The sequence below is a fragment of the Streptomyces sp. NPDC048001 genome, assembly GCF_043203115.1.
GTDB classification, from domain to species: domain Bacteria; phylum Actinomycetota; class Actinomycetes; order Streptomycetales; family Streptomycetaceae; genus Streptomyces; species Streptomyces sanyensis.
Map to the genome: position 1 here is coordinate 542910 of NZ_JBIDBN010000001.1, position 25106 is coordinate 568015.

General features: G+C 76.1%; 25 protein-coding genes. 12 read left to right on the forward strand and 13 right to left on the reverse strand.

From position 1 onward, the window contains the following. The first annotated feature begins 42 nt into the window (after positions 1 to 42). Complete coding sequence (locus ACGF15_RS02290) at positions 43 to 699, forward strand: phosphatidylserine decarboxylase (RefSeq protein WP_345608950.1); 657 nt, start codon at positions 43 to 45, stop codon at positions 697 to 699. Further along, positions 692 to 1549: a CDP-diacylglycerol--serine O-phosphatidyltransferase gene (pssA, locus tag ACGF15_RS02295; protein WP_256522175.1), complete on the forward strand. Its 858-nt coding sequence runs from the start codon at positions 692 to 694 to the stop codon at positions 1547 to 1549. The genes ACGF15_RS02290 and pssA overlap by 8 nt, the downstream gene beginning before the upstream one ends. Positions 1550 to 1652: 103 nt before the next feature. Here the strand turns inward: pssA and ACGF15_RS02300 are convergent, their stop codons facing one another. Next, positions 1653 to 2786: a glycerate kinase gene (locus ACGF15_RS02300; protein WP_392796612.1), complete on the reverse strand. Its 1134-nt coding sequence runs from the start codon at positions 2784 to 2786 to the stop codon at positions 1653 to 1655. A 216-nt stretch (positions 2787 to 3002) separates the two neighbouring features. Between ACGF15_RS02300 and ACGF15_RS02305 the strand changes: the two genes are divergently transcribed. Continuing rightward, positions 3003 to 3515, forward strand: coding sequence for an NUDIX hydrolase (locus tag ACGF15_RS02305; RefSeq protein WP_345608954.1), 513 nt, complete (start codon positions 3003 to 3005; stop codon positions 3513 to 3515). A gap of 128 nt (positions 3516 to 3643) precedes the next feature. Here ACGF15_RS02305 and ACGF15_RS02310 read toward each other — a convergent pair whose 3' ends face one another. Then, complete coding sequence (locus ACGF15_RS02310; protein WP_345608956.1) at positions 3644 to 4828, reverse strand: sulfite oxidase; 1185 nt, start codon at positions 4826 to 4828, stop codon at positions 3644 to 3646. Positions 4829 to 4956: 128 nt separating this feature from the next. Here ACGF15_RS02310 and ACGF15_RS02315 point away from each other — a divergent pair, with 128 nt between their 5' ends. Next, on the forward strand, positions 4957 to 5538 hold the full coding sequence (locus ACGF15_RS02315; RefSeq protein ID WP_392796613.1) for a hypothetical protein: 582 nt from the start codon (positions 4957 to 4959) through the stop codon (positions 5536 to 5538). A gap of 137 nt (positions 5539 to 5675) precedes the next feature. Continuing rightward, positions 5676 to 6407 carry a Sir2 family NAD-dependent protein deacetylase gene (locus tag ACGF15_RS02320; protein ID WP_345608960.1) on the forward strand — a complete coding sequence of 244 codons (732 nt, stop codon included), beginning with the start codon at positions 5676 to 5678 and terminating at the stop codon, positions 6405 to 6407. Positions 6408 to 6513: 106 nt separating this feature from the next. Here the strand turns inward: ACGF15_RS02320 and ACGF15_RS02325 are convergent, their stop codons facing one another. The 7 genes from ACGF15_RS02325 to ACGF15_RS02355 all read right to left on the reverse strand — a co-directional run bounded on the left by ACGF15_RS02325 (position 6514) and on the right by ACGF15_RS02355 (position 13808). Then, positions 6514 to 7011: a methylated-DNA--[protein]-cysteine S-methyltransferase gene (locus tag ACGF15_RS02325; protein WP_345608962.1), complete on the reverse strand. Its 498-nt coding sequence runs from the start codon at positions 7009 to 7011 to the stop codon at positions 6514 to 6516. Between the two features lie 3 nt (positions 7012 to 7014). Continuing rightward, positions 7015 to 8505 carry an AlkA N-terminal domain-containing protein gene (locus tag ACGF15_RS02330; RefSeq protein ID WP_392796615.1) on the reverse strand — a complete coding sequence of 497 codons (1491 nt, stop codon included), beginning with the start codon at positions 8503 to 8505 and terminating at the stop codon, positions 7015 to 7017. A 114-nt stretch (positions 8506 to 8619) separates the two neighbouring features. Continuing rightward, positions 8620 to 9342, reverse strand: coding sequence for a L,D-transpeptidase family protein (locus tag ACGF15_RS02335; protein ID WP_345608966.1), 723 nt, complete (start codon positions 9340 to 9342; stop codon positions 8620 to 8622). A 238-nt stretch (positions 9343 to 9580) separates the two neighbouring features. Beyond that, positions 9581 to 10105 (reverse strand): O-acetyl-ADP-ribose deacetylase, encoded by a 525-nt coding sequence (locus ACGF15_RS02340; RefSeq protein ID WP_256521498.1) that lies wholly within the window; start codon positions 10103 to 10105, stop codon positions 9581 to 9583. Between the two features lie 25 nt (positions 10106 to 10130). Next, the gene (locus ACGF15_RS02345) at positions 10131 to 11546 is read right to left on the reverse strand and encodes a phytoene desaturase family protein (RefSeq protein ID WP_392796616.1); all 1416 of its coding nucleotides are present in this window, start codon (positions 11544 to 11546) and stop codon (positions 10131 to 10133) included. Positions 11547 to 12080: 534 nt separating this feature from the next. Continuing rightward, positions 12081 to 12899, reverse strand: a complete 819-nt coding sequence (locus tag ACGF15_RS02350) for an inositol monophosphatase family protein (protein WP_392796617.1) — start codon at positions 12897 to 12899, stop codon at positions 12081 to 12083. 171 nt (positions 12900 to 13070) lie between these two features. Next, positions 13071 to 13808: an SDR family NAD(P)-dependent oxidoreductase gene (locus ACGF15_RS02355; RefSeq protein WP_392796618.1), complete on the reverse strand. Its 738-nt coding sequence runs from the start codon at positions 13806 to 13808 to the stop codon at positions 13071 to 13073. A gap of 240 nt (positions 13809 to 14048) precedes the next feature. On the opposite strand from ACGF15_RS02355, the gene ACGF15_RS02360 reads away from it, so the two are divergent. Continuing rightward, the gene (locus ACGF15_RS02360) at positions 14049 to 14675 is read left to right on the forward strand and encodes a universal stress protein (RefSeq protein ID WP_345608977.1); all 627 of its coding nucleotides are present in this window, start codon (positions 14049 to 14051) and stop codon (positions 14673 to 14675) included. Positions 14676 to 14718: 43 nt separating this feature from the next. Here the strand turns inward: ACGF15_RS02360 and ACGF15_RS02365 are convergent, their stop codons facing one another. Continuing rightward, the gene (locus ACGF15_RS02365) at positions 14719 to 15324 is read right to left on the reverse strand and encodes a hypothetical protein (RefSeq protein ID WP_362607418.1); all 606 of its coding nucleotides are present in this window, start codon (positions 15322 to 15324) and stop codon (positions 14719 to 14721) included. A gap of 274 nt (positions 15325 to 15598) precedes the next feature. Between ACGF15_RS02365 and ACGF15_RS02370 the strand changes: the two genes are divergently transcribed. Both ACGF15_RS02370 and ACGF15_RS02375 read left to right on the forward strand, forming a co-directional pair. Next, positions 15599 to 16480, forward strand: coding sequence for a universal stress protein (locus ACGF15_RS02370; protein ID WP_345608981.1), 882 nt, complete (start codon positions 15599 to 15601; stop codon positions 16478 to 16480). A gap of 224 nt (positions 16481 to 16704) precedes the next feature. After that, the gene (locus tag ACGF15_RS02375; protein ID WP_392796619.1) at positions 16705 to 17379 is read left to right on the forward strand and encodes a CBS domain-containing protein; all 675 of its coding nucleotides are present in this window, start codon (positions 16705 to 16707) and stop codon (positions 17377 to 17379) included. 189 nt (positions 17380 to 17568) lie between these two features. On the opposite strand, the gene ACGF15_RS02380 is transcribed toward ACGF15_RS02375, so the two are convergent. From ACGF15_RS02380 to ACGF15_RS02390, 3 genes are all read right to left on the reverse strand, one after another. Beyond that, positions 17569 to 18225 carry a M15 family metallopeptidase gene (locus ACGF15_RS02380; protein ID WP_392796620.1) on the reverse strand — a complete coding sequence of 219 codons (657 nt, stop codon included), beginning with the start codon at positions 18223 to 18225 and terminating at the stop codon, positions 17569 to 17571. A 58-nt stretch (positions 18226 to 18283) separates the two neighbouring features. Beyond that, positions 18284 to 18904 (reverse strand): TetR/AcrR family transcriptional regulator, encoded by a 621-nt coding sequence (locus ACGF15_RS02385; RefSeq protein ID WP_392796621.1) that lies wholly within the window; start codon positions 18902 to 18904, stop codon positions 18284 to 18286. A 126-nt stretch (positions 18905 to 19030) separates the two neighbouring features. Next, on the reverse strand, positions 19031 to 20470 hold the full coding sequence (locus tag ACGF15_RS02390; protein ID WP_392796622.1) for an amidase: 1440 nt from the start codon (positions 20468 to 20470) through the stop codon (positions 19031 to 19033). Positions 20471 to 20525: 55 nt separating this feature from the next. On the opposite strand from ACGF15_RS02390, the gene ACGF15_RS02395 reads away from it, so the two are divergent. From ACGF15_RS02395 to ACGF15_RS02410, 4 genes are all read left to right on the forward strand, one after another. Further along, the gene (locus ACGF15_RS02395; protein ID WP_362607426.1) at positions 20526 to 21314 is read left to right on the forward strand and encodes an SDR family NAD(P)-dependent oxidoreductase; all 789 of its coding nucleotides are present in this window, start codon (positions 20526 to 20528) and stop codon (positions 21312 to 21314) included. Between the two features lie 365 nt (positions 21315 to 21679). Next, positions 21680 to 23014, forward strand: a complete 1335-nt coding sequence (locus tag ACGF15_RS02400; RefSeq protein WP_392796623.1) for a phosphoribosyltransferase family protein — start codon at positions 21680 to 21682, stop codon at positions 23012 to 23014. 126 nt (positions 23015 to 23140) lie between these two features. Continuing rightward, the gene (locus tag ACGF15_RS02405; protein WP_345608995.1) at positions 23141 to 23602 is read left to right on the forward strand and encodes a CBS domain-containing protein; all 462 of its coding nucleotides are present in this window, start codon (positions 23141 to 23143) and stop codon (positions 23600 to 23602) included. Positions 23603 to 24019: 417 nt separating this feature from the next. Continuing rightward, positions 24020 to 25106, forward strand: a 1087-nt coding sequence (locus ACGF15_RS02410; RefSeq protein ID WP_392796624.1) for an FG-GAP-like repeat-containing protein, incomplete at its 3' end; no start/stop codon positions are given.

Here is a 25106-nt window from a genome sequence, read left to right on the forward strand (position 1 = left end):
CCCCGTTTGCCAGCGCGGCATCATCCGCTACGAAGGTCATCCATGCCCCACAGCCAAACCTCTGCATCTCGCGACAGCCTCCTCGGCGTACGGATCGCTCGCGGAGCATCGCCGTGGCTTCTGCCGACCGTCGCCACCGCTGCCCTCAGCCTGGCCCGCTCGCGGCGGTCGCGCCGCGCCGCGGCCCTCGCCGTGCCCACCACCGCGCTCGCGGCGGGCATGCTCTGGTTCTTCCGCGACCCGGAGCGCGAGATCGCCCAGGGCCGGGTCATCTCCCCCGCCGACGGCGTGGTGCAGAGCATCATGCCGTGGAAGGACGGGCGGACCCGCGTGGCGATCTTCATGAGCCCGCTCAACGTCCACGTCAACCGGGCACCGCTGGCCGGCACCGTGACCTCGGTCGAGCACGTGCCCGGCGGCTTCGTTCCCGCCTTCAACAAGGAGAGCGAGAACAACGAGCGCGTCGTCTGGCACTTCGACACGGAACTCGGCGACATCGAGATGGTGCAGATCGCCGGCGCGGTGGCCCGGCGCATCGTCCCGTACATCCCCCAGGGCACCAAGGTCGAGCAGGGCGACCGCATCGGGCTGATCCGCTTCGGCTCCCGCGTCGACATCTACCTGCCGGAGGGCGTGGAGGTGGACGTCGAGGTCGGTCAGGTCACCACGGCGGGGGTGACTCGCATTGACCGTGATTGATCCGGACACCCAGGCGTCGACCTGGACGGACGACGAGGACGACGACGCGGAGGAGATGCCGCTCAGTCTCCGGCTGTCGATAGCGGACACCCTCACGCTCGGCAACGCCACGTGCGGCTTCATGGCGGTGTACTTCACCACCACCGGCATCCTCATCCCGCACCTCCAGGGCAGCCAGGAGACGGGGATGGCGCGCCACAGCGCCGCCACCGCCGTGATCCTGATGCTGCTCGCGGCGATCTTCGACCTCTGCGACGGGCTGGTCGCGCGCAAGCTGCGGTCCTCGCCCATGGGCGCGGAGCTGGACAACCTCTCCGACCTGATCAGCTTCGGTCTGGCGCCGGCGTACTTCGTGCTCGTCTACGGCATGGTCGCCGACGACGCCCACCAGCGGGTCTCGGCGGTCGCCGCGATCGTGGTGCTGCTGGCGGTGGTGCTGCGGCTTGCGAGATTCTCCTGCGTGACCCTGAAGGACGGCATGTTCCAGGGCATGCCGAGCCCCTTCGGGGCGCTGACGGTGGTCTCCATCGTGCTGCTGGAGCTGCCGTTCATCCCGACCCTGCTGGCCATCATCGGGACGGCATGGCTGATGGTGAGCCGGGTCGAGTACCCCAAGCCCCGGGGTGTGCTGGCGGTCGCGATGCTCGGCTGGATCGTCTCCGCGATGGGGATGCTGGCGGCGTGGGCCTTCGACGCGCCCGGCGGGGAGGGCATGCTCCAGGCCGGGTGCGCGCTCCAGATCGTGATGGCGGCGACGATCCCCCTCTTCGCCACCGCCCGTCGCGTGAACACCTTCCGCGACAACCGGCGCGAGAACCGCGAGGCACGCGCGGCGCGCGCCGTGCAGTAGGCAGGCCGCGCGAGCGGATGTGCGAGGGCCCCGGAGGCGATGCCTCCGGGGCCCTCGCACGTCTGCACCGGGCTCCGCCCGGACCGGGGCCGGGCGCCCGCTCTCAGAGCAGGAAGTCCCGCGCGACGGACTCCGCCGCGCGCTCCAGCAGGGGCCCCGCCTGGGCCATGGACACCGCCGGGTCGGGCTCCAGCTCGGAGAGCGGGTAGGCGCGGCGGATGCCCGCCCGGCCCAGCTCCTCCGCGGGCAGCGCGAGGCGGCCGCAGACCGCGACCACCTCCACCCCCCGGGCCCGGGCCGCGGCCGCCACACCCGCGGGCGCCTTGCCGTGCAGCGTCTGCCGGTCGAGGGAGCCCTCGCCCGTCACGACCAGCGTGGCCCGCTCCAGGGCCGGGGCGAAGCCCAGCACGTCCAGCATCACCTCGATACCGGGGCGGAAGCGCGCGCCCAGGGCGACGAGCGCCCCGTAGCCGATGCCCCCGGCCGCACCCGCACCCGGCGCCTGGGCCTGCTCCGGGCCGAGGACCGAGGCGTAGTGCGCCAGGGCGGCGTCGAGGACGGCCACGTCCTGGTCGCCGGCCCCCTTCTGGGGCCCGTAGACGGCCGCGGCGCCCTCGGGGCCGGTGAGCGGGTTGTCCACGTCGCTCGCGAGGACCAGGTCCACCTCGGCGAACCGCGGGTCCAGGCCCGACAGGTCGGCCGTGGCGAGTGCCCGCAGGCCGCCCCCGCCCGGGGGCACCTCCCGGCCCGAGGCGTCGAGGAAGCGCGCGCCGAGCGCGGCGAGCATCCCCGCACCGCCGTCGGTGGTGGCGCTGCCGCCCACCCCGAGGACCAGGGTCCGCGCCCCGGCGTCCAGCGCGGCGCGCAGCAGCTCGCCCGAACCGTAGGTGGTGGCCGTGAGGGGGGCGAAGACGCCGTCGGGCAGCAGCTGCAGCCCGGAGGCCTCGGCCATCTCCACGACCGCGGTGCCGTCCCGCAGGGCGAAGGCCGCGGTCACGGGGGTGCCGAGCGGCCCCGTGACCCTCACCTCCCGGCGTTCGAAGCCGGCGGCCACGGCCGCGGCGACCGTGCCGTCGCCGCCGTCGGCGACGGGCAGGCGGTCGACCGGGAGGCCGGGGACGACGCGCCGGAGGCCGGCGGCGACCCGCTCGGCGACCTCCACGGCCGTGAGCGAGCCCTTGAACTTGTCAGCCGCCACGAGCACCCGGGCAGGCTGAGTAACTGCTCCGTCCGTCACCTTGTATCCCTTGCTTTCGAACAGGCAGTCGCGCCGCCCCGACCCTATCGGCACGCCCTCGGCCCCTGCCACCCCGCGTTCCGACAGCTCCGGGGCTCTTGACCGGGTGTTTCCTCCAGCCCGGATGCGGCCCCTGCGGCGGGGGCGCGGCGGCCCGGGAGGCCCCTCCCGCAATCCCCGGGCGGGCGGGCGGCGGCAGCCCCTAGGCTGCACCGGGTGACGACCTCCGAGGAATCCGACTACGCCGCCTACATCGCCTCGCTCCCGCGCATCCTCGCCGGTGCGGCCGTCCTGCTGCGCGACGCGGCGGGCCGGGTGCTGGTGGTCGAACCCAACTACCGGGAGGGCTGGGCCCTGCCCGGCGGGACGGTGGAGTCCGACCGGGGCGAGACCCCGCGGGAGGCCGCGCGCCGGGAGGCACGCGAGGAGATCGGGCTGGACGTCGAGCCCGGCGCGCTGCTGGCGGTGGACTGGGTGCCGGGCACCAGGCGTCCGCCGCTGGTGGCCTATGTGTACGACGGCGGTGTCCTGCCGGAGGAGCGCTTCGCGGAGATCCGGATCCAGGAGGAGGAGCTGCTGTCCTGGCGGCTGGCCGCGCCCGAGGAGCTGCCGGGCCTGCTGCCGGGCGAGCTCGGGGACCGCGTGCGGCACGCGCTGGACGCCCTGGCGTCGGGGAGCGGGGCGGTGGAACTGGTCGACGGGCGGCCCCCGGTGACGCGGACGGGCTGAGGCGCCCGGTGCCCGCTCCGGCGGGCACCGGTGGCGGCACCCGGCCGCGACCCGCGGGCTCGACCCGGGCACGCGACGAGCGCGGCGGGCGCGCGCACGACGGGGCGCCGGGCCGAGGGCCGGCCGCCTCAGCGGCCGGCCGCGGGGCCGTCCCTGCCCGTGGCGGCGTCGTCGTCCGCGGGGCCGTCGTCCACGGCCGCGCAGAGCACGGGCAGTCGCTGGACCTCGTTGTTGGCGAAGCCCCCGCGGTTCCACGGCGGCCGGACCGGCTGCCGTGCGCCCCGCGCGTCCGTGGCCCGTGCGCCGAGCACATGGCGGCCGGGCTCCGCCGTCCAGTCGAACCGCCAGCGGCGCCAGGCCCAGCGCCCGCTGCCGTCCGCGGGTTCCGGGTCCAGCTCGGCGTCCCGCCAGCTGCACCCGCCGTCCGCGCTCACCTCGACACGGACGACCGGGCCCCCTCCGGACCAGGCACGTCCCTCCAGCGGCACCGGCCCCGGACGCACCACACGGGTGCGGGACATGAAGTCGGGGAAGCCCGGCGGCACCAGCAGGGCGCGCGGTGCGATCCGGGTGACGGGCTCCCCCTCCTCGTCGGCACCCTGCCGCAGCCGGTAGGCGACGGCCTGCTGGAAGCCGTCGAACGGTGTGTCGGTGACGGTGACGGAGCGCAGCCACTTCACGTGCGCCATGCCGTACCAGCCGGGGACCACGAGCCGCAGCGGACGGCCGTGCTGGGGAGGCAGCGGGCCGCCGTTCATCGCGTAGGCGACGAGCACCTCGTCCGCCTCGCCCAGGGCGGTCCCGATCGGCAGGGCGCGCGCGTAGTCCTGTTCCACACCGCGCTCCACGCCGTGGTCCGCTCCGGTGAACACGGCGTCCACCGCGCCGGGCAGCACCCCGGCCTCGCGGAGCAGGTCGCGCAGCGGGACGCCGGTCCAGTCGGCCGTCCCCACGGCCCCGGTCAGCCAGGGCTGGCTGACCGGGCGCGGCGAGAGCAGCGCGCGCCCGTTGCCCGCGCACTCCAGGGTGACGCGGAGGGTGACCGCGGGACGCGACCGCAGCTCGTCCGGTCCGAGCACGAGCGGCCGCCGCACCCGGCCCCCGATCGCCAGCTCCCACCCGTCCTCCTCGGCGGCGGGGATGTCGTAGTGGGTCAGGACGTAGTGCAGACCGGGCGGGGTGACGTCGTAGCGCAGCGCCTCGGGGGGCATGGCGTGGTTGCGTGCCGCGAGGGCCAGCTCGTCCGGACCGATGCCTTCCCCGGGATCGGCCAGGCGCGCGGGGGTGCTGATGTCACCGGGGCCCCGTCCCATGGGGACAGTGTCCTCCCGCCCGGCCCCGCCCCACCACCGGAGCCCGGCCGTCGCCGACGGCCGGTGGCGGGGCCCGTGCGCGCATGCGGTTGACTGTCCCCGCACATGATCACAGAGGGGGTACCGGGATGGCCGGACGATACGGCAGACGGGCTGCGGCGTTCACCGCACTGCTGGTGTGCGGGCTGGCGGCCTGCGCGGGCGAGGCGAGACCGCTGTCGGCCGAGGACATCGGCAAGGCGCTCCCGAGCGACGCGTCCCTGCCCGACGGCTGGAGCCTCCACCACGAGCCCAGCACGGAGGACCCCCTCTGGGCCGAGAACAAGTGCCGCACCTTCACCGGCACCAAGTGCCCCGGAATCCGGGCCATGGGCGGTGCGGGCGTGGAGGACCCCCGGCTTCGGGAGACCGGCAGCGGATCGTACGCGGGGATCAGCATCCTCTCCTTCGACACGGCCGAGCAGGCCCAGGCCGCCCTGCAGGCCAAGGTCGGGGACTCCGATCTCGATCTTCCGCTGGAGCTCGAGACCTCGGCGGACCGGACGGTGGCCACCCACCGCTACACGCCCCTCGTCGGCTACTCCTCACGCGTGGCCCTGCGCATCGGCCCGAACTTCGCCTACGTCGCGGGCAATGTGGTCGCCCCCGAGGACCTCAACGGCCTCGCGCAGCACGTCGCCGAGCGGATCAGGGAGCACAGCGGGGGCTGATCCCCCGCCCGGCCCGGATCCGGACCGGGCCCCGCCGCAGACCACCGCGGCAGCAGATCTGATACGTCGTCAGCTCCGGCCCCGGGCTCCGCCGGAATCCGCTGGCGGGCCCTGCCGGGGCTGCCTACGCTGCGGGCATGACTCTCGTGGCCATCCTCAGCGGGGCGGGCATCTCCACCGACTCCGGCATTCCCGACTACCGCGGCCCTCAGGGGCTGTGGCGCCGCGACCCCGAGGCCGAGAAGCTGGTCACCTACGACTCCTACATGGCCGACCCGGACATCCGGCGGCGCTCGTGGCGGATGCGCCGGGAGAGCGCCACCTGGTCCGCGGAACCGAACGCGGCGCACCGGGCGGTCGCCGCGCTGGACGGGCGCCCGGGCGTCGCGGTCCGGGTGATCACCCAGAACGTGGACGGGCTCCACCAGCTGGGCGGCATGCCCGCCCGCAAGGTCCTCGAACTCCACGGCACCGCCCGCACCGTGGTGTGCACCCGCTGCCGGGTCCGCTCCCCCATGGCCGAGGCGCTCGCCCGGGTGGAGGCGGGCGAGGAGGACCCGGCGTGCGAGGCGTGCGGCGGGGTGCTCAAGTCGGCGACGGTGATGTTCGGCGAGCGCCTGGACCCGGTGGTGCTGGGCGAGGCGCTGGGGGTGGCCAAGGCGTGCGAGGTGTTCGTGGCCGTGGGGACCACCCTCCAGGTCCAGCCCGCGGCCTCGCTGGTCGGCATCGCCGCCGACCACGGCGCCCGCCTGGTCATCGTCAACGCCGATCCGACGCCGTACGACGAACTCGCGGACGAGGTGGTGCGCGAGCCGATCGGTGCGGCGCTCCCGCCCCTGCTGGACCGGATCGCGGCCGGGGGCGTCTGAGCGAACTGCGCCGGGAGCCCGCGGGTGCCGCATCCGGCCGCCGCCGTGTCAGGGAGGGCTCGGAAGCCGGGTCGAGGGCGGGTCCGGAGGGCCGGTGCGGGCGGGCTCAGAAGAGGGTCCCGTCCGGCGCTCCGCGTTCGAAGGCGAGCAGGCGGCGCTTGCGGTCGAGTCCCCCGCCGTAGCCGGTGAGACCGCCCGAGGAGCCGACGACCCGGTGGCAGGGGACGATGATGCCGATCGGGTTGCGTCCGTTGGCGAGTCCGACGGCCCGGGAGGCTCCCCTGTTGCCCAGTTCCCCGGCGAGCTCGCCGTAGCTGCGGGTCTCGCCGTAGGGGATGCGCAGCAGGCACTCCCAGACACGGCGCTGGAAGGGCGTGCCCGCGAGGTGCAGCGGCAGCTCGAAGGCGGTGCGCTCCCCCGCGAAGTAGGCGCCGAGCTGGCGTGCGGCCTCGTCGAGGGCCGGGGCGCCGCCCCGCTCGCCGAAGGTCTCCTCGGCCGGGCGGTGGCGCTGGCCGGTCATGTAGAGGCCGCTGAGGACGCCGTCGGTGGCGACGAGTGTGAGAGGTCCGAAGGGGCTGTCGAGGACGGTGTGGTTCCTGGTCACCGCTCAGGGTCCTTCCGCGGGGAGGTGGTTGACGGGGTGGTCCTCCGCGGCCCACAGGTACTGGACGGCGTAGGAGCGCCAGGGGCGCCAGGGGGCGGCGCGTGCGGTCAGGGCCGCGGGGGTGGCGGGCATCCCCAGTCCCGCGGCGGCCCGGCGGATGCCGAGGTCGGTCGGCAGGAAGGCGTCGGGGTCGCCCAGTGCGCGCATGGCGATCACCTCGACGGTCCACGGACCGAAGCCGGGCAGGGCGGCCAGGTGGGCGCGCGCCCGGTCCCAGTCGCTGCCGGGGTCGAGTTCCAGGCTTCCGCCGGCGAGGGCCGCGACGAGGGTGGTCAGGGTGGTGCGGCGGCTGCCGGGCAGGGCGAGGCGCTCCGGGTCGAGGGCGGCCAGCGCGGCGGCCGCCGGGAAGAGGTGCGTCAGCCCGCCCTCCGGGTCCTCGACGGGGGTGCCGTGCGCGGTCACCAGCCGGGCGGCGTGGGTGCGGGCCGCGGCCGTGGACACCTGCTGCCCGAGGACGGCGCGCACGGCGAACTCGGCCGCGTCGGCGGTGCGCGGGACCCGGCGGCCGGGTGCCCTGTCGACGAGGGGCGCGAGCCCGGCGTCGGCGCGGAGCTGCTCGTCGACGGCCTCGGGGTCCGCGTCCAGGTCGAGCAGCCACCGGCAGCGGCTGATGGCGATGGTCAGGTCGCGCAGGTCGGTGAGGGCGAGACGGCAGGCGACGTGGTCGGGGCGGGGGGCGAGGGAGGCGATGCCGTGCCCGTAGGGCAGGGACAGGGTGCGGCGGTAGGCGCCGCCGCGCCACTCCTCCACCCCGGGGACGGCGGTCGCGGCCAGGTGCCCGAAGAGGTTGCCGGGCTCCAGCGGGGCGCGGAAGGGGAGCCGGAGGGCGATCGACCCGGCCGTGGGGGGCCCGGCGGCGCCCCCGGGCCTCCGGGCGGCGCGGGAGCGCAGCTCGGTGGGGGGCAGGGCGAAGACCTCGCGCACCGTGTCGTTGAAGGTCCGCACGGAGGAGAACCCGGCGGCGAAGGCGATGTCGGCCATGGGCAGGCCGGTGGTCTCGATGAGCAGCCGGGCGGTCTGGGCGCGCTGGGCGCGGGCGAGGGCGAGGGGCCCGGCGCCGAGTTCGGCGAGGAGCTGCCGCTCGATCTGGCGGGTGGAGTAGCCGAGCCGGGAGGCCAGACCGGGGACGCCCTCGCGGTCGACGACGCCGTCCGCGATCAGCCGCATGGCCCGGGCGACGGCGTCCGCGCGGGTGTTCCAGGCCGGGGAGCCGGGGCTGGTGTCGGGCCGGCAGCGCTTGCAGGCCCGGAACCCGGCCTGCTGGCAGGCGGCCGCGCTGGGGTAGAAGACCATGTTCTCCCGTTTGGGGGGCACGGCGGGGCAGCTGGGGCGGCAGTAGATGCGGGTGGTCAGGACGGCGGTGAAGAACCAGCCGTCGAACCGCGCGTCCCGGGAGCGGACGGCGCTCACACAGCGGTCCATGTCGGTGTGCATGGGTCCAGGATGCTCCGAGGAATCGCTCGGTGCTGGCAGGAATACGACACTGATGTTCCACTGCCTGGGGTTCTATGCCGCCCAGGCCCGCCATCCCTGCCCCGCCTGCGTGGCTCAGCCGATGGCGATCCGGGGGTGCCGGTCCGGGCGGATCCAGGCCATGAGGCGTTCCATCGTCTCCCGCGGGACGGACACGCAGCCCGCGGTGGCACCGGCGCCGTTGACATGGAGGAAGATCCCCGCGCCCCGGCCGGGTACGGCGGGCCACCGGTTGAAGTCGATCACGAGGGCGAGGGCGTACTGGACCGGCCGGTCGGCCAGGTGCTCGCTGCCGCGCTCGCCCTCCTCGGTGAGGGGGAAGTCGGCCCCGTCCGCCGTGCGCAGCTGGTTGTAGTGGGGGGACTGCGGGTCCTGGACCCACCAGTGGCGCTCGTCGACCCGGGTGTAGGGCATCCGCGTGCGGGCGGGTTCGAGCCCGAAGCCCTCGGTGATCGTGTACGTGCCCGCGGGCGTGGTGGAGGTGCCCTGGCGCCGGGTGGCACCGTCGGTGACCCCCCGTGCCCCGACCCGGGCCCCGGTGGTGCCGAAGCGGGGCTTCCAGCCGAGGGGGCCCTTGGACCACGCCGTCACCGTCGCACGGGTGCCGTGCGCCTCGACGGTGATCAGCTGCCGGGCGTCGCCCGGCGCGGCGGGGACGGGGAAGGCGGTGGCCGAGGAGGCGGGGCCGCCGGAAGCGGGGTGCGGCGGCCCCGCCGGGGCCCAGGCGGTGGTGAGGGCGACCGCGCACGCCGCGGCGGCGAGCGGGAGCCGGTGGCGGGCGGTGGAGGGTCGGGCCACGGTGCGCTCCTTGCCGGGAGGGCGGCTCCCCGGGAGGGTTCCCCCGGGGAGCCGGGTGCGTCTGTCACGGGGTGGGTCGTTCGCGGGGTGGGTCGTTCGCGGGGTGGGTCGTTCGCGGGGTGGGTCGTTCGCGGGGTGGGTCGTTCGCGGGGCCAGTCTGTCGCGGGGAGCGGCGCGGGCCGCGCCGCGAACCGCCGCCGGCCGGGTGGCCGGTGCCCCCGGGAGCGGCGCCGGTGCCTCAGGCGTACTCGGCGAGGGCGGCCTGGAAGGCGATGTACGCCGCCTCGTCGAAGAGCACGAAGCGCACCTCCCGCACGGAGGTCTCGGTCCCCCGGACGGCGGCGACCGCGATACGGGCCGCGTCCGCCATCGGCCAGCCGTAGACGCCGGTGGAGACGGCCGGGAACGCCACGGTGGCGGCGCCGAGTTCGTCGGCGACGCGCAGGGACTCCCGGTAGCAGGAGGCCAGCAGCCCGGAGCGGTCCTCGGAGGCGGAGTGCACCGGGCCCACGGTGTGGATGACGTTCCGGGCCGGCAGGCGCCCCGCGGTCGTCGCGACGGCCCTGCCCGTCGGCAGGCCCTTGCCGTAGTGGGAGGCACGCAGGCGGCGGCAGTCGGCGAGGATCTCGGGGCCTCCCCTGCGGTGGATGGCGCCGTCCACCCCGCCGCCGCCCAGCAGCGAGGAGTTGGCCGCGTTCACGACGGCGTCGGCGTCCTGCTCGGTGATGTCGCCGCGGACCAGGGTGATCGTCGGTGCTGTCATCCTGTCATGATGGCCGCTGCCGCGCTCACTTCGCGCGCAGGACCCGCCAGACCGCCTTGGCGGCGTGATGGCCCGACATGCCGTGGACGCCGGGACCGGGCGGGGTGGCCGAGGAGCACAGGAAGACGGCGGGATGCGCCGTGGCGTACGGCACCCGGGCCAGTCTCGGCCGGATCAGGGTCTGGAGCCCGGCGAAGGCCCCGCAGGCGATGTCGCCGCCGACGTAGTTGGCGTTCCGCGCGGCGAGTTGGGGCGGGCCGGCCACGGCGCGGGCGAGCACCAGGTCGCGGAAGCCCGGCGCGAACCGCTCGATCTGGCGCTCGATCACCTCCGTGGCGTCGCCCTTCCACCCGGCGGGGACGTGGCCGTAGGCCCACAGCACGTGGCGCCCCTCGGGGGCGCGGCCCGGGTCTACGAGGCTGGGCTGGGCGGTGATCAGGAAGGGGACCTCCGGGTCGCGGCCCTCGACGGCGGCCCGGAGGGCCGCGTCGATCTCGGTCGCGGTGGGGCCGAGGTGCACGGTGCCCGCGATACGGGCCTGGGGCGAGGTCCACGGGACGGGGCCCGAGAGCGCGTAGTCGACCTTGAAGGCGGCCGCGCCGTAGCGGTAGCGCCAGTAGGCGGAACCCAGGCCGGCGATCCGGGCCAGCGCGGTGGGCGAGGTGTCGAACACATAGGCGCGGGCGGGCGGGAGTTCGTCCAGGCGCCTGACCTCGACGCCGGTGTGGATGGTCCCGCCGAGCTCGGACACGTAGGAGGCCAGGGCGTCGGAGACGGCCTGCGAGCCGCCGCGCGGCAGGGGCCAGCCGACCTCGTGGGCGGCGAGCGCGAACATCAGGGCCACGCCGCCGGTGGCGACGCCGCTGGTGGGGGCGATGGCGTGGGCGGCCAGCCCGGCCATCAGGGCCCGGCCCTTGTCCCCGCCGAAGCGCCGGGCGAGCCAGGTGGAGGGGCGGATGGCGTCGAGGCCGAAGCGGGCGAAGCGCAGCGGGTCCCGGGGCAGGCCGTCCCAGGGGGTGCGCAGGAAGTCGGCGGCCAGGGTGTCCCAGTGGCCGGTGTAGGGGGCGAGCATACGGCGGTAGGCGCCCGCGTCGCCCGGCCCGAGGGAGAGCGCGGTCTCGGCGACGGAGCGGCTGAGCACGGCCGCGGTGCCGTCGGGGAAGGGGTGCGCGAGGGGCAGTTCGGGGTGGATCCACTCCAGTCCGTGCCGGGCGAGCGGCATCCCCGCGAAGGCGGGCGAGCCGACCCCGAGGGGGTGGACCGCGGAGCAGGGGTCGTGGCGGAAGCCCGGGAGGGTGAGCTCCTCGGTACGCGCACCGCCGCCCACCGTCCCCAGGGCCTCGAACACGGCGACGGAGAAGCCCCGGCGGGCCAACTCGGCCGCGGCCGTGAGCCCGTTGGGGCCCGCCCCCACCACGACGGCATCGAGCATCGACGGCACCTTGGGACTCCTTCGTCAGCCGGCAGCCATGGACGTCCAGGATATTCGGCGGCACGGGCGGCGGGGGCCCGGGTCCGGCACGCGGGTGGACGAGGCGAGGGCGGCGAGGGCGCGGCGGCCGCCGCGCCCGTCGGGGGCCGCGCGGTGGCGCCGGGCGGCAGCAGGGCGCCGGTGGGGGCCCGTCCGGGAGGCGGAGTTCACGGTGGGGGCCCGCACGGGAGGCACCGGCCCCGGGGGGCACGCCGCCCGTGTCGCCGTGTCCGCGGGGGGGCGCGGGCAGGCCGGCCGTGTCCGTCCCGGGCGCCCGGGGCGGCACGGGCACCCGGCGCACCGGGCGAGGCGGCCGAAGACGGGGCGGCCCCACCGGTGCGTCAGGTGCACGCCCCGGCGGCCGGGCCGGATCCATGAGGGCGTGCCTCCGGGCGGCAGGACCCGCCGGGAAGGGCCCGCGGGGCCGCGCCGCCTGCCGGGCGGGCGGCGCGGCCCCCGCGGGCCGGCCGGGACGCCGGCCCGGATGCGCGGGCGGGCCCGGGCTCAGCCGAGCAGGGCGAGGAGCCGGTGGGCCGTGGCCTCGTCCCGGGCCGCCGTGAACGGGAGCGCGTTGCCGCCGGCTATCCGGAAGGGCTGCCCGGCCACCGTCGTCTGGTGGCCTCCGGCCTCCGTGACCAGCAGCAGCCCGGCCGCGTGGTCCCAGGCGTACTCCCAGCTGAAGGCCGTGGCCTCCAGCTCGCCCCGGGCGACGCGCAGGTACTCCAGCCCCGCGGACCCGCAGGGCCGGGTCTCGACGCCGGGCCCCGTGAGGCCCCGCAGCAGGCGCTTCTCCTCGGGCGAGGAGAAGTCCGGGTTGGACATCGCGACCCTCAGGGGTGCGCCGCGCTCGGGCGACCCGGAGCACAGGGGTGCGCCGTTCAGCCGCGCGCCGCGCCCGCGGACGGCGACGGCCATCTCGTCGGCCACCGGCGCGTACGTCCAGGAGGCGAGGAGTTCACCGTGGTGGGCGAGGGCGACGAGGGTGCAGAACCCGGCGTCGCCGCGGACGAACTCGCGGGTCCCGTCGACCGGGTCGACCACCCAGACCGGCGCGTCGCCGCGCAGGGCGTCGTAGACGGCCGGGTCGGCGTGGACCGACTCCTCACCGACGACCACCGATCCCGGCAGCAGGGCGGTCAGCGACGCCGTGAGGTGCTTCTCGGCGAGCCGGTCGGCGTCGGTGACGAGGTCGTGGGGACCGCGCTTCTCGTCGACCTCGTCCTCGGACAGGCGGCGGAAACGCGGGGTGATCTCGGCCTCGACCGCGGCGCGGACGGCCTCCTCGACGTCGGACAGGCCCTCGGTAAGGAATGCATCGATCATGTGTCCAGCCAACCATGCCCGACCGACATCCAGGGACGCGGTCGGCACCCTCGTGCGCAACCCCGCGTTCTCCCGGGGTTTCACCGCGGCTCGCGGCAGGGCCGGGGCTCGACGCCGGGCCCGGGCTCGGCCGAGCAGGGCGAGGAGCGGGCCCCGCCCGGAGGCGGAGGGTCAGAGCCGGTCGCCGAGCATCGCGCTGCCGGTGGTGGCCCCGCCGTCGATGACGAACTCGCAGCCCGTGGAGTACAGCGCCTCGGCCGCGACGAACACCGCCATGGCGGCGACCTCCTCCGCGGTGCCGTAGCGGGCAGTGGGCTGGCCGGCCACCATCTCCTCGCCCATGCCGGCGGTCATGGGCGTGCGGATCGGGCCGGGGTGGAGGGAGCAGACGCGCACCCCGTCGGGCGCCAGCTCCAGGGCCGCGGTCTTGGTCAGGCCCCGCAGCCCCCACTTGCTGGCCGCGTAGGCGCCCAGCCCGGCGTACCCCATCAGGCCGGCCGCCGAGGACATGTTGATCACGACACCGCCACCGGCCCGGCGCAGCGAGGGGATCGCGGAGCGCACCCCGAGCCAGGCACCGTACAGGTTGACGTCGGTGACCCGCCGGAAGGACTCGGGCTCCTGGTCCTCGATGCCGCCGACCTCCAGGATCCCGGCGTTGTTCACGAGCACCGACACCGGGCCGTGCGCCTCCTCGGCCGCGGCCACGGCCGCCGCCCAGCTGTCGGCGTCGGTGACGTCCAGCGGCGCGAAACGGGCCGCGGCACCGAGCCCGGCCGCCAGCTCCCCGCCCTCCCCGTGCAGCACGTCGCCGATCGTGACGGTCGCGCCCTCCTCGACGAAGCGGCGGACGACCGCCGCCCCGATGCCGCGGGCGCCCCCCGTGACGATCGCGTTCCGCCCGGTCATACGTCCCACGGTGTCCTCCGGTCTCTCGCCTGGCCTCCGGAGCAGCGTCGTCCTCCCCGCGCCCGGCGGCCGGTGCGACACGCCGGGAAGGACGGCGCCCCGGAGAGGAGCCCTCCGGCCCCGCACGGCGCGGGGCCCGTTGACCCGAACGGGTGCTCCACGCCCCGGAGCACCCCGGCCCCGGGCCCGCGGTGGCAGGGATCACCTGCATCCCGACTCCCCCACCGCATGGGACCCTCGATGAACCAGCTCGCCTACGTCCTCGCCGCCGTCGGAGCGTGGGTCGCCATCGGCCTCGCCACCGCCTGGTGGATGGCACGCCGGGGCTACCACCACTGGGGGTGGCTGCTCATGGGCGTCGTCTTCGGGCCGTTCCTGGCCCTCGCCGCCAGTGACCGCATCCAGGTGCACCGCGTCGGGCCGCTCGCGCGGATCCCGGTCGGCACGCCCGGGCCGGGCGGTCTGCGGGTGCTGGTGGGCCTGGACGGCTCCCCGGAGTCGCAGGACGCGCTGGACCTGGCCGTCGCGCTGCTGGGGCCGTACGCGCAGGCGCTGGTCGCGGCCGAGGTGGTGGGGTACGACGCGGCCGAGGACGAACGGGACCCGAGCGTGGCCGCCGCACGGAGCAGGCTGGAGGCGGCCGCCGAGCGCAGCCGCGGACGGGTGACGGAGTGCGACATCCTCTCGGGGCCGCCGGCCCGGGCCCTGGCGGACTACGCCGCGGAACAGGACATCGACCTCGTCGTCGTCGGCGCACAGGACGGGGGGCTGCCCCATCGCCTCCTGGGCGACGTCGCCCAGGAGCTGGTGCGCCGGCACACCGTGCCCGTCCTCGTGACGGGACGGCGGCGCGCGGCCTCCGGGTGAGCCCCGCAGCCGCACGTCGCCCGCGGCACCGCGCCGGGGCGTGTCACGGGCGGAAGCGCGCGGACCACACGGGCTCCACCAGGTCCCACTCCCTGTCCCAGCGCGCGTAGCGTCCGCGGTCCAGGGTGCGGCGGACGCCGGCGCGTGCCGCGTACACGCCGCCCGCCACGCCGAGCGCCGCCGCGAGGCCCGCGGACCAGCCGCCGGCCGCGGCGTTCGCCGCGCTCGCCGGCGCACCGGTGAGGTCGCCGTCGCGGTCCACCCATACGCGCACGACGGCGCCCTCGGCCGTTCCCGCGTCCACCAGGGTGGTGCCCGTCCGAACCGTGCCGTCGCCGCCGGTCCAGCGGACCCGGGCCGGCTGCTTCCCGTAGGCGCTGGGGCCCGAGGCACCGGCGGTCAGCCGGGCGGTGACCTCCTGCCGCTGATCCGCCTGCTCCTGCGCGGTGCGCAGCGAGGACGCGTACACGGCCGTTCCCGCGCCGAGCCCCGCCGCGGGCAGTCCGAGCAGGAGCACCAGCGCCAGGATGCGGCGGCACCAGGACTCGACCCGGTCGGACGTCCGGCGCAGGGGGTTGGCGCCCGGCGGCGGCCCGCCCCGGTCGGGCGGGGGTGTGCCGGGCGGGTGCGGAGAACCCTGTGCGCTCATGAGCCGGCCTCCGGTGGATGGCTGGTCCCCCCGTCGCCACCTCCTCACCATGGGACGGCACCGGGTCGTGGGGCACGGGGCCGAAGGTCCCTTCCGGCGCGGCATCCGGCCCCGGCGGTCCGGCTGCCCGCCCGCCGTGGCGCCCACCGGTGCCGCGGGAAGGGCCGTGCGGCCCCTCGTGCGCCCCGAGGGGCCCTGGCGGCGGGGTCCGGGCGGGCCGAGGCTGGAGGACGGAGCGGCTGCCCGCCGACGCCGTTCCGGGACGGAGTTCCCCATGACCGGTCCGGTGATCGTCGGGGTGGACGGGTCCGCCTCCAGCCTCGCCGCGGTCGACACCGCGGCCCGTGAGGCGGGGCTGCGCGGGGTGCCGCTGCGGATCGTGCACGCTTTCGGCCGCGCGCCGGGGCACCTGCCGCACGGTGCGCCACCGTGGAACCCGGGCGACCACGGGGTGGAGCCGATGGTCCACGGGGCGCTGGCCCATGCCGAGGAACGGGCGCAGCGGTCGGTGCCGGACCTCGCGGTCACCCGGTCGGTGGTGTCCGGCACCCCGCTGGAGGTGCTGGAGATCGAGTCGCGTGCGGCGGTGCTCGCCGTGGTGGGCAGCCGCGGCCACTCCGGTCTCGCCCGGCTGCCGGCGGGCTCGACGGCCGTGCAGCTGGCCGCCCGCGGCGGCTGCCCGCTGCTGGTCGTGCGCGGCCGCCCCGAGCCCGGCGGTCCGGTGGTGCTGGCGGTGGACGGCTCCGGGGCCGGGGAGCCGGCGGTGGACTTCGCCTTCGCCGAGGCCGTACTGCGCGGGGCGCCCCTCGTGGCGCTGCACGTGTGGAACACGGTGGGCGAGCACGCCTACGAAGGCCCCGGCGACCCCCTGAACGCCGTGGTCGCCGATGTCGACCACCGCCGCGCGGCCGAGCGGCAGGTGCTGGACGAGGCGGTCGGCCCGCGCCGGGAGCTCTTCCCGCGGCTCGCGGTGGAGCGGCGCCTGGTCCGCTCCCGGGTCCGCCCCGCGCTCGTCGAGGCGAGCCGGTCCGCGCAGCTGGTGGTGACGGGGGCGAAGGGCCACGGGGGCCTGACCGGCCTGCTGCTCGGCTCGGTCAGCCAGGCCCTGCTGCACCATGCCCACTGCCCCGTCGCCGTCGTCCGCGGCGGCGAGTGAGACGGGCCCGGTCGCCGGACGTTTCCGCCGGGCACGCGGGTGCGGTGGGCCGCCGGGCCGCTCCCGCCGGGGCACGCGGGTGCGGCGGGCGGCCGGGCGCCGTGGGCTCGCACGATGGCCACCGGCTGCTCAGAATGGTGCTGTGTCCAAGCTGCCACGCACCGCGCCGGCCCGGTCGGCCGCGCCCGGCCTGCGGGGCGGACGGCGGATCTCCGGGAGGCGGTATGCACCACAGGACGGTCGGGGAGCTCATGACCCGGGACGTGGTCAGGGCCAGGCGGGACACACAGTTCAAGGAGATCGCCAGGCTGCTGACGGAGAGCGGTGTCACGGCCGTGCCCGTGGTGGACGACCTCGACCGGCCCATGGGCGTGGTGTCCGAGGCCGACCTGCTGCGCAAGTGCGCCGACCAGGCCGATCCCACCGGGCTGGCCCCCGTCCCGCACCGGGAGGCATGGGAGCGGGCCAAGGCCGAGGGGGCGCGCGCCGAGGAGCTGATGTCGGCTCCCGCCGTGTGCGCCCGGGAGGACTGGAACGTGGTCGAAGCCGTCCGTCTGATGGAAGCCCAGCAGGTCAAGCGGCTGCCCGTGGTGGACGAGGCGGACCGGCTCCTGGGCATCGTCAGCCGCGGCGACCTGCTGCGGATCTTCCTGCGCCGCGACGACGCCATCCGTGACGAGATCACCGCGGACGTGTTGCGGGGCACCCTGGGGCTGGCCCCGTGGGAGGTGACGGTGGACGTGCACGACGGGAGGGTGGAACTCGGCGGCACGGTCGGGAGCGAGGGCCTGATCCCCGTCGTGGAGCGGCTGTGCCGGAGCGTCGACGGCGTGGTCGAGGTGTCCGCGCGCCTCACCCGGCGCACCGGCGACGCCCTCCCCGAGCCCGGCGCCGACTGAGGCCGGGGAGCCCGGCGCCGGGCTCCCGGGCGGCGTCCCCGCGGTCCACTGCGGTCGCCGGGCGCGCCCCGGGCGGCGTCCCTCAGGCCCGTCGGCCCTCAGGTTCCGTGAGCCTCAGGTTCCGTAAGCCAGCCCTCAGGTTCGGTCAGCCCTCAGGTTCCGTAAGCCACCCTCAGGTTCCGTCAGCCCTCAGGTTCCGTCGGCGGAGAAGTGCTGGTAGTCCGGGGGCGACCAGGTTCCGCCCCAGGTCCACCCCGCCTCCTCGATCGCCCGGGTCACGGCGTCGCCCTCGACGAGCATGCCGGGTTCGGGGGGTGTGCGGTCCAAGGCGTCCTCGGCGCCGGGCGGGTGGACCTCGCCCGAACGGTCGACGTAGGGGTTCTCCCGGGGGTTGAGGTCCACGGCGTCGCCGTAGGCGTGCCGGGAGAGCTGGCGTGCGTCCCCGGTGACGCGGCGGCAGTTGAACGCCGAGGTGTTGTCGTCCGCCATGGCCCGGGCGTCGCTGCCGCCGTACTCGGCCGTCACCCGCATCCGGTGGATCGGGAAGCGCTCGTCGAAGGCCCGTCCGAAGATGTGCAGGACCGCGCCGACGGCGTCCTCGTGGACGACCATCTCCCCGCGGTGGACCCGTCCGTCGAAGCCCCAGTGGTTCATGCCGACCAGGCGCAGCTGCTCCGGGGGCACCGGGCAGCCGGGGCGGTGACTCGCGCCCAGCTTCTGCTCGGGCACGCGGCCCACGGTGGCGCGGAGCGCGGGTTCCTCGGCCGCGGCGGCCCCGGCGGGCGGCGCGCCCAGGACCAGCGCCAGGGCGAGCGCGGGTGCGGCGCACCGGCGGGCGGCAGGCACCCCTCAAGGGTAGGGGGGCTCTCCCGGTCCCGCACCGGCGCCGGAGCGCGGCCGGGTGTCAGCGGGCCGGTGCGGAGGCGGCCGCCCCCGGCACCGGGGCGCCGGGCCCGACGGCGCCCCGGGCGAGCAGCAGCAGGGCGTCGACCAGGTCCTCGGCGGGGCTCCCGGTGGCCAGACGGCGCAGTTGAAGGCCCATCACGAGCGCCACCGTGGCGGCCGCGTACCGCTCGGCGTCCGGGACGCCCAGGCCGGCGAGGATCTGGGCGGCCAGCCGGTCGTAGGCGGTGAACGCCTCCGCCGCGGCCTCCCGCAGCCGTGCGTCGCGCCCCGCCTCGACGTAGAGCTCGAAGGGGGCGATGTGCTCGCTGTCGAAGCCGATGTCCCCGGCGACCTGCCCGGCGAGGGCCGCCGCCCCCGCGACGTCGAGGTCGCAGGCGCCGCGGTGGGCCTCGGCGAGTTCGGTGAAGCGCCGGGTCTCCTCGCGCACGAAGTGCAGCAGCGACTCCCTCAGCAGCTCGTGCTGCGTCTCGAAGTGGTACGTCACCGAGCCGAGGGAGACGCCCGCCTCGCGGGCGATCCTGCGGTTGGTGACCCCTGCGACGCCGTCCCTGCCGATGATCCTCAGCACGGCCTCGATGATCCGCTGCCGGGTGGGGACGGGGCTGGTGGCGCTCGACATGGGGTCATTGTCCCATCGGGTCGCGGCCGCGGGTCACCGGACCGGCACGAGCCTCGGCCGCGGGTCACCGGACCGCCACACACCTCGGCCGCGGGCCACCGGACCGGCACGCACCACGGCCGCGGGTCACCGGACCGGCGCGTCCTTCGGCGCCCGGCCGCCGGAGGACGCGGGCGGGCGCTTCTCGTACCAGCGCAGTTCGGCCTCCAGCTGTGCGGCGAGCGAGACCAGCCGCGCCTCGCTGCCGTCCGGGCCGAGCAGTTGGGCGCCCACCGGGAGCCCGTCGGCGGTCAGTCCGGCGGGGATGCCGACGCCGGGCCAGCCGAGGACGTTCCAGGGCCAGGCGTAGGGGCAGGCGGAGGCGATCGCGAGGTCCGTGCGGGCGGCGGACAGCCCGTCGAAGGTGCCGATCCGGGGCGGCGGGACGGCCGTGCTGGGGGTCAGCAGGACGTCGTAGCGGTCGAAGAAGCCGCCGATCCGGCGGTGCTGGACGGCTTCGCGCGCCCGTGCGGCGCGCACGGCCCGCCCGCCGAGGCGGCGTCCGGAGCGGGCGGCCGCGCGGGTGCGCGGGTCCAGGAGGGACGGCTCGGGGTGGCGGTCGGCGTAGGCGGCGATCCCGCTCGCCGCCCGGGGCAGGAAGCCCAGCCCGATCAGGCCGTAGCGCGGCCGCGCCTCCTCCACGCGGTGCCCGAGCCGGGCGAGCACCTCGGCGAGGGCGGTGACGGCGCGGCGCACCTCGGGGGCGGGCCGCGCCCCGGTCAGGGTCAGCGGCGGGCGCAGGGCGAGCGCGATGCGCAGGCGGCCGGGCTCGCGGCGGGCGGCGGCGGAGGCGTCCACCGGGGCGGCCGGGCGGTGGCGTTCGCGGGGGTGGGCGCCGGCGGCGGCGTCGAGGAGCAGTGCCGCGTCGGCGACGGTGCGCGCCAGCGGGCCGTTGACGGTCAGGCCCTGGAAGCAGTCGTCGTAGGGGTGGACGGAGATCCTGCCGCGCTGCGGCTTGATGCCGACGAGGTGCGTCCAGGCCGCCGGGATGCGGATGGAGCCGGCGCCGTCGGAGCCGAGGGCCGCGGGGACCAGGCCGGCGGCGACCGCGGCGGCGGAGCCCCCGGAGGAGCCTCCCGGTGTGTGCCCGGGGTCCCAGGGGTTGCGGGTGGCACCGAAGGCGGGGCCCTCGGTGAACGGCCACTGGCCGAGTTCGCAGGAGTTGGTCTTGCCGACGATGACGGCTCCCGCGGCGCGCAGCCTGCGGACCGCCTCGCCGTCCTCCGCGGCGGCCGGCAGCTCGCCCGCGCAGCCGAAGTAGGTCGGCACCCCGGCGACGTCCGTGTCGTCCTTCACGGCGACGGGCACGCCCAGCAGCGGCAGCCGCTCCCCTGCCGCGAGTCTGCGGTCGGCCGCCCGCGCCTCGGCGAGCGCGGTCCCGGTGAGCACCGTGCGGAAGGCGTTGAGGCTCTGCCCCGTCGCCTCGATCCGGGCGAGTGCGGCGCCGACCAGCGCCTCGGAGGTGCTCTCACCGGACGCCAGCGCCCGTGCCTGCCCGGCCAGCCCGAGGAATCCGTCTGTGGACACGCTGCGCCCGCCTCTCTATTGTTCGTTCGAACGAACAGTACGGGAGGGTAACCAGATGCGGATCAGCGGAGCAACCGTCCTGCTCACCGGGGTCACCGGCGGTATCGGCGGCGCCCTGGCGGCCGGGCTGGCCGGGCTCGGGGCGAAGCTGGTGGTCAGCGGCCGCCGCGAGGAGGCGCTGGCACCGGTCGCCGAGCGCTACGGGGCGCGGGCCGTTCTCGCCGATCTCGCCGACGCCTCCGACGTGGAGCGCCTGGCCCGCGAGGCGGCGGACGCGGACGTCCTGGTCGCCAACGCGGCGCTGCCGTCCAGCGGCGACCTGCTGGAGTACACCCCGGAGCAGATCGACCGGGCGTTCGCCGTGAACCTCCGGGCGCCGGCGGTACTGGCCAGGCTGATGGCCCCCGCCATGGTCGAGGCGGGACGCGGCCACCTGGTCTTCGTCGGCTCGATCTCCGGCAAGGCCGCCACCCGTTCCGCCTCGCTGTACAGCGGCACCAAGTTCGGCCTGCGCGGTTTCGCCCTCGGGCTGCGCCAGGACCTGCGCGGCACGGGCGTGGGGGTGTCGGTCGTCCAGCCGGGGTTCGTGCGCGAGGCGGGCATGTTCGCCGAGACCGGCGCCAGGCCGCCGGCCGGGATGCGGACGGTCTCCCCGCGGCAGGTGGTCCGGGGCGTGGTGCGCGCGGTCGAGCGCGATGTCGCCGAACTCAACGTCGCTCCGCTGGAGCTGAGACTGCTGAGCGCCGTGGCCGGGCAGTTCCCCGGCTTCGCGGAGCGGGTGCAGCGGGGTGCGGGCGAGGCGACGCTGCGGCAGGTCGTGGCGGCGCAGCGCTCCCGGCGCTGAGGCCCGGGGCGCGGCGCCGGGAGCCCGCGCCCGCGCGAGGCGCCGGGAAGCACCCCCGCCCGACAGGGCGGCGCCGCCGGGCCGCACCGCCCCCGGAAGGGTGCCCGAACGGCTCTTCCCCGCGGGGCGGGCGCCGGAGCGATGCTGGAGGGAGAGCGGCGGACGCCGGACCCCGGCCGGAGGACGGACCCGGGCGGCGTCGGCCGGTCGCCGCGGCGGGCACGCCGGTCCGCACCCCGCGGTCGGCTCCCGGCCCGGGGCCGTGCCTCTCCGGCGCGCGCATGCGGCGGGACGGCGTGCCGCGGATCCGAAGGACCGGGACGCCGCCGCGCGGCCGCCCGGTCGCCGAGGCAGGGAGTGCGGACGTGTTCTTCAGGGATCGGCGTGAAGCGGGGGAGCGGCTGGCAGCCCGGGTGGCGCACCTCAGGGGTTCCGATGTCGTGGTGCTCGGACTCCCCCGCGGCGGGGTTCCGGTCGCCGAGGAGGTCGCCCGCGCGCTGGGCGCACCGCTGGACGTGTGCCTGGTGCGGAAGCTGGGGGCGCCCTACCAGCCGGAGCTGGCCATGGGCGCGCTCGGCGAGGGCGGCGTCCGGCTCGTCAACGAGGAGGTGCTGCGCGCCGCGGGCGTGACACCCGAGCAGCTGGCCGCGGCGGAGGCCCGCGAACGGGCGGTGCTGGAGGGTCGCGCCCGGCGCTACCGCGGGGCGCGCAGACCGGTCCCGCTCGACGGACGCACCGTGCTGGTGGTCGACGACGGGGTGGCCACCGGGGCGACGGCCCGGGCGGCCTGCCGCATCGCGCGTGCCCGGGGGGCCGCCCGGGTGGTGCTGGCGGTCCCGGTGGCCCCCCACGACTGGGCCGCGCGCCTCGGATCGGACGCCGACGAGCTGGTGTGCCTGCACGCGCCCCGGGGCTTCCATGCGGTCGGCCAGTACTACGCCGACTTCTCGCAGACCGACGACGACGAGGTGGTCGCCTGCCTGGAGGAGAGCACCCCGCGGCCGGTGACCGACCGCCCGGCCGGAGCGCGCCCCGCCGGTCCGGTGGACCGGGACGTGCAGGTACAGGCGGGCCCCCTGGTGCTGCCGGGGCGGCTGAGGGTGCCCGGGGACGCGAGGGGTGTGGTGGCCTTCGCCCACGGCAGCGGGAGCAGCCGCCACAGCCCGCGCAACCGCCAGGTGGCGTCCGGCCTGAACCGGGCGGGTCTGGGCACCCTGCTGTTCGACCTCCTCGCACCGGAGGAGGAACGCGACCGGGCGAACGTCTTCGACACGGAGCTGCTGGCCGGGCGGCTGACCGGGGCCACGGAGTGGCTGCGCGGTCAGCCGGAGGCACAGGGCCTGCCCGTCGGGTACTTCGGCGCCAGCACCGGGGCGGCCGCGGCGCTCCGGGCGGCGGCCGGACCGGACGCCGGGATCGCCGCGGTCGTCTCCCGCGGCGGCCGGCCCGACGCCGCCGGACCGCGGCTTCCCGAGGTCTCGGCGCCCACCCTGCTCGTCGTCGGCGGCCGGGACCGGATGGTGCTGGACCTCAACCGCGAGGCGCAGGCCCGTCTGCGCTGCGAGAGCGAGCTCGTGGTGGTGCCCGGCGCCACCCATCTCTTCGAGGAACCGGGAGCCCTGGAGGCGGTCACCGAGCTGGCCGTGCGCTGGTTCACCGACCACATGGCCCCGGCGGCCCGCGTCCCGGCCGGTCCCTGACGGCGCCGGGCCGGGGACCCGCCCCCCTCCCCGGGGAACCGGGACACCGCCTCCGCCTCCCCGGGGGGAGCCGGGAGTCCGGAACCGGAAGGAGTCCGGAAGCCGAGGAGTCAAGGAGCCGAAACGATGAACGTGTCCCAGCCGATGAGCCGCCCGGCGGTGTCCGTGCCGACGGGGACGCCCCTCGGGCAGGTGGCCCGCGAGATGGCCGCGTACGGGGTCGGTTCCGTGGTGGTCACCGAGGGCGGCGCTCTGCGCGGCATCGTCACCGACCGCGATCTCGCCCTGTCCGCCCTCGCCCGGCGCCTCGACCCGGACGAGGCGGTGGACGCGGTGATGACCTCGCCGGTGATCACCCTGGACGCGGACGACGACGTGCAGACCGCCTACCGGACCTTCCGCCGGGCCGGTGTGCGCCGTCTGCCCGTCCTGGACGGCCCTCGGGTGGTCGGCGTCCTGACCGTTGACGACCTGCTCATGGACGTCTTCCAGCGCCTCGCCGACCTCCTGGGCCCGGTCGCCTGGAGCGTGCTGGAGGAGCCGCCCGGGCCGCCCGCGGCGGGTACGGCTTCGCGGACCGGGGGCTGAGGCCCCCGCGGCGGGCCGCATACTCCCCGCCGGTGGACCGCGGGGGCAGCCTCAGGGCCGGCCCTGGCGGGGTTCTGCCGTCGCATGCCAGGCCGGTGCCGGTTGCGGGAGCGGACCGCTCCCCCGCCTTGCCGGTGAACAGGTCGCGACCACAGACAAGATGCGGACTCGCGTTCGATCGAGCGCTATCGAATAGACCGGAAGTTCGACTTGCCTGATAATGCCGATTTCACCTTCTCGGTGCGGCTGCCGTGACATGCTGGATCTCCGGTCGAGTTCTGCCTGCGATCGGACAACGGGGAATTCGGCGTGGTCGCGTCCGGTCGCAAGGAATACGGCGATCGGGGATCCGGAGCGCCCCGCTCTCCCTGAGAATCACCTTTTCAGGCCATCCCGGAATCCACGAAGGAGCATTCCTTGGCCGAGGCACCCTGGCACCGCGCCCGCGTCCGCGTCGCACCGCAACTCCGCTGCATTCCCCCTGCACTGATCCTCGTGACAAGCGGAATGGCGTGGGGCGCCGGTTCCGCATTCGCAGCCGAGGGCGACCTGACTCCTCCCTTCGACTCGGGAAGCGTGTGGAACGTCTGCCAGGGCTACAACGGCAGCGTCACGCACACCGGAGCCTCCCTGTACGCCCTCGACCTGACCGGTTCAGGCTGCGACAACTCGGCTTCGGGAAGGGCCGTCCGAGCACCGCTCAGCGGGACTGTCCAGTACTACGACGCGGAATTCGGCACCGTGTGCATCAACGCCGACGACGGCCGCAGCGTGGCACTCACGCATATCGACAGCGGCATCACCGGTGGAAGGGTCGACGCGGGGCAGTACGTCGGAACCGTCGCCGCGCCCGGACAGCGGAAGAACAACGGCGTCGCCCATCTTCACCTGCAGATGTGGTCGGGTCACGGATGCTGGGCGAACGGGGGTGGAGGCATTCCCTTCGACTCCGCGCACGACGCACGGATCTGTGGCGCACCGGATCTCACGGCCAGCGGGCCGGACGGAGGAAACGGCACTTGGAGCGGCGTCACGATCACGGCTGCGGCATGCAATGCGAGCAGCGGTGACAAGCCCAGTCCGAGGGACTTCAACGGGGACGGGAAGAGCGATGTCCTCTGGTACGGACCGGGTTCGGACCCGGACGCCATCTGGCACGGCAGCAGCGACCGCACCACCAAGTTCCACAAGGCCGCCGACGTCACCGTGAACGGCACCTACACCCCCGTGGCAGGCGACTTCGACGGAGACGGCCACGGAGACGTCCTCTGGTACGGCCCAGGCTCCGCTCACGACAGCATCTGGTACGGAACCACCACCAAAGGCCACTTCCAGACCGGCTCCATCGAGGTCAAGGGCACCTACACACCCGTGGTCGGCGACTTCAACGGCAACGGCAAGGACGACATCCTCTGGTACGGACCGGGTTCGGACCCGGACGCCATCTGGCACGGCAGCAGCGACCGCACCACCAAGTTCCACAAGGCCGCCGACGTCACCGTGA

What these genes read in the sequence shown, in the direction of transcription:
- ACGF15_RS02355 (WP_392796618.1), bottom strand. Translation starts at nt 13,808, where the DNA reads ATGACCGGGCGGAACGCGATCGTCACGGGGGGCGCCCGCGGCATCGGG.
- ACGF15_RS02320 (WP_345608960.1), top strand. Translation starts at nt 5,676, where the DNA reads ATGACTCTCGTGGCCATCCTCAGCGGGGCGGGCATCTCCACCGACTCC.
- ACGF15_RS02375 (WP_392796619.1), top strand. Translation starts at nt 16,705, where the DNA reads ATGCACCACAGGACGGTCGGGGAGCTCATGACCCGGGACGTGGTCAGG.
- ACGF15_RS02360 (WP_345608977.1), top strand. Translation starts at nt 14,049, where the DNA reads ATGAACCAGCTCGCCTACGTCCTCGCCGCCGTCGGAGCGTGGGTCGCC.
- ACGF15_RS02310 (WP_345608956.1), bottom strand. Translation starts at nt 4,828, where the DNA reads ATGGGACGGGGCCCCGGTGACATCAGCACCCCCGCGCGCCTGGCCGAT.
- ACGF15_RS02385 (WP_392796621.1), bottom strand. Translation starts at nt 18,904, where the DNA reads ATGTCGAGCGCCACCAGCCCCGTCCCCACCCGGCAGCGGATCATCGAG.
- ACGF15_RS02315 (WP_392796613.1), top strand. Translation starts at nt 4,957, where the DNA reads ATGGCCGGACGATACGGCAGACGGGCTGCGGCGTTCACCGCACTGCTG.
- ACGF15_RS02340 (WP_256521498.1), bottom strand. Translation starts at nt 10,105, where the DNA reads ATGACAGCACCGACGATCACCCTGGTCCGCGGCGACATCACCGAGCAG.
- ACGF15_RS02405 (WP_345608995.1), top strand. Translation starts at nt 23,141, where the DNA reads ATGAACGTGTCCCAGCCGATGAGCCGCCCGGCGGTGTCCGTGCCGACG.
- ACGF15_RS02370 (WP_345608981.1), top strand. Translation starts at nt 15,599, where the DNA reads ATGACCGGTCCGGTGATCGTCGGGGTGGACGGGTCCGCCTCCAGCCTC.
- ACGF15_RS02290 (WP_345608950.1), top strand. Translation starts at nt 43, where the DNA reads ATGCCCCACAGCCAAACCTCTGCATCTCGCGACAGCCTCCTCGGCGTA.
- ACGF15_RS02395 (WP_362607426.1), top strand. Translation starts at nt 20,526, where the DNA reads ATGCGGATCAGCGGAGCAACCGTCCTGCTCACCGGGGTCACCGGCGGT.
- ACGF15_RS02365 (WP_362607418.1), bottom strand. Translation starts at nt 15,324, where the DNA reads ATGAGCGCACAGGGTTCTCCGCACCCGCCCGGCACACCCCCGCCCGAC.
- ACGF15_RS02330 (WP_392796615.1), bottom strand. Translation starts at nt 8,505, where the DNA reads ATGCACACCGACATGGACCGCTGTGTGAGCGCCGTCCGCTCCCGGGAC.
- ACGF15_RS02350 (WP_392796617.1), bottom strand. Translation starts at nt 12,899, where the DNA reads ATGATCGATGCATTCCTTACCGAGGGCCTGTCCGACGTCGAGGAGGCC.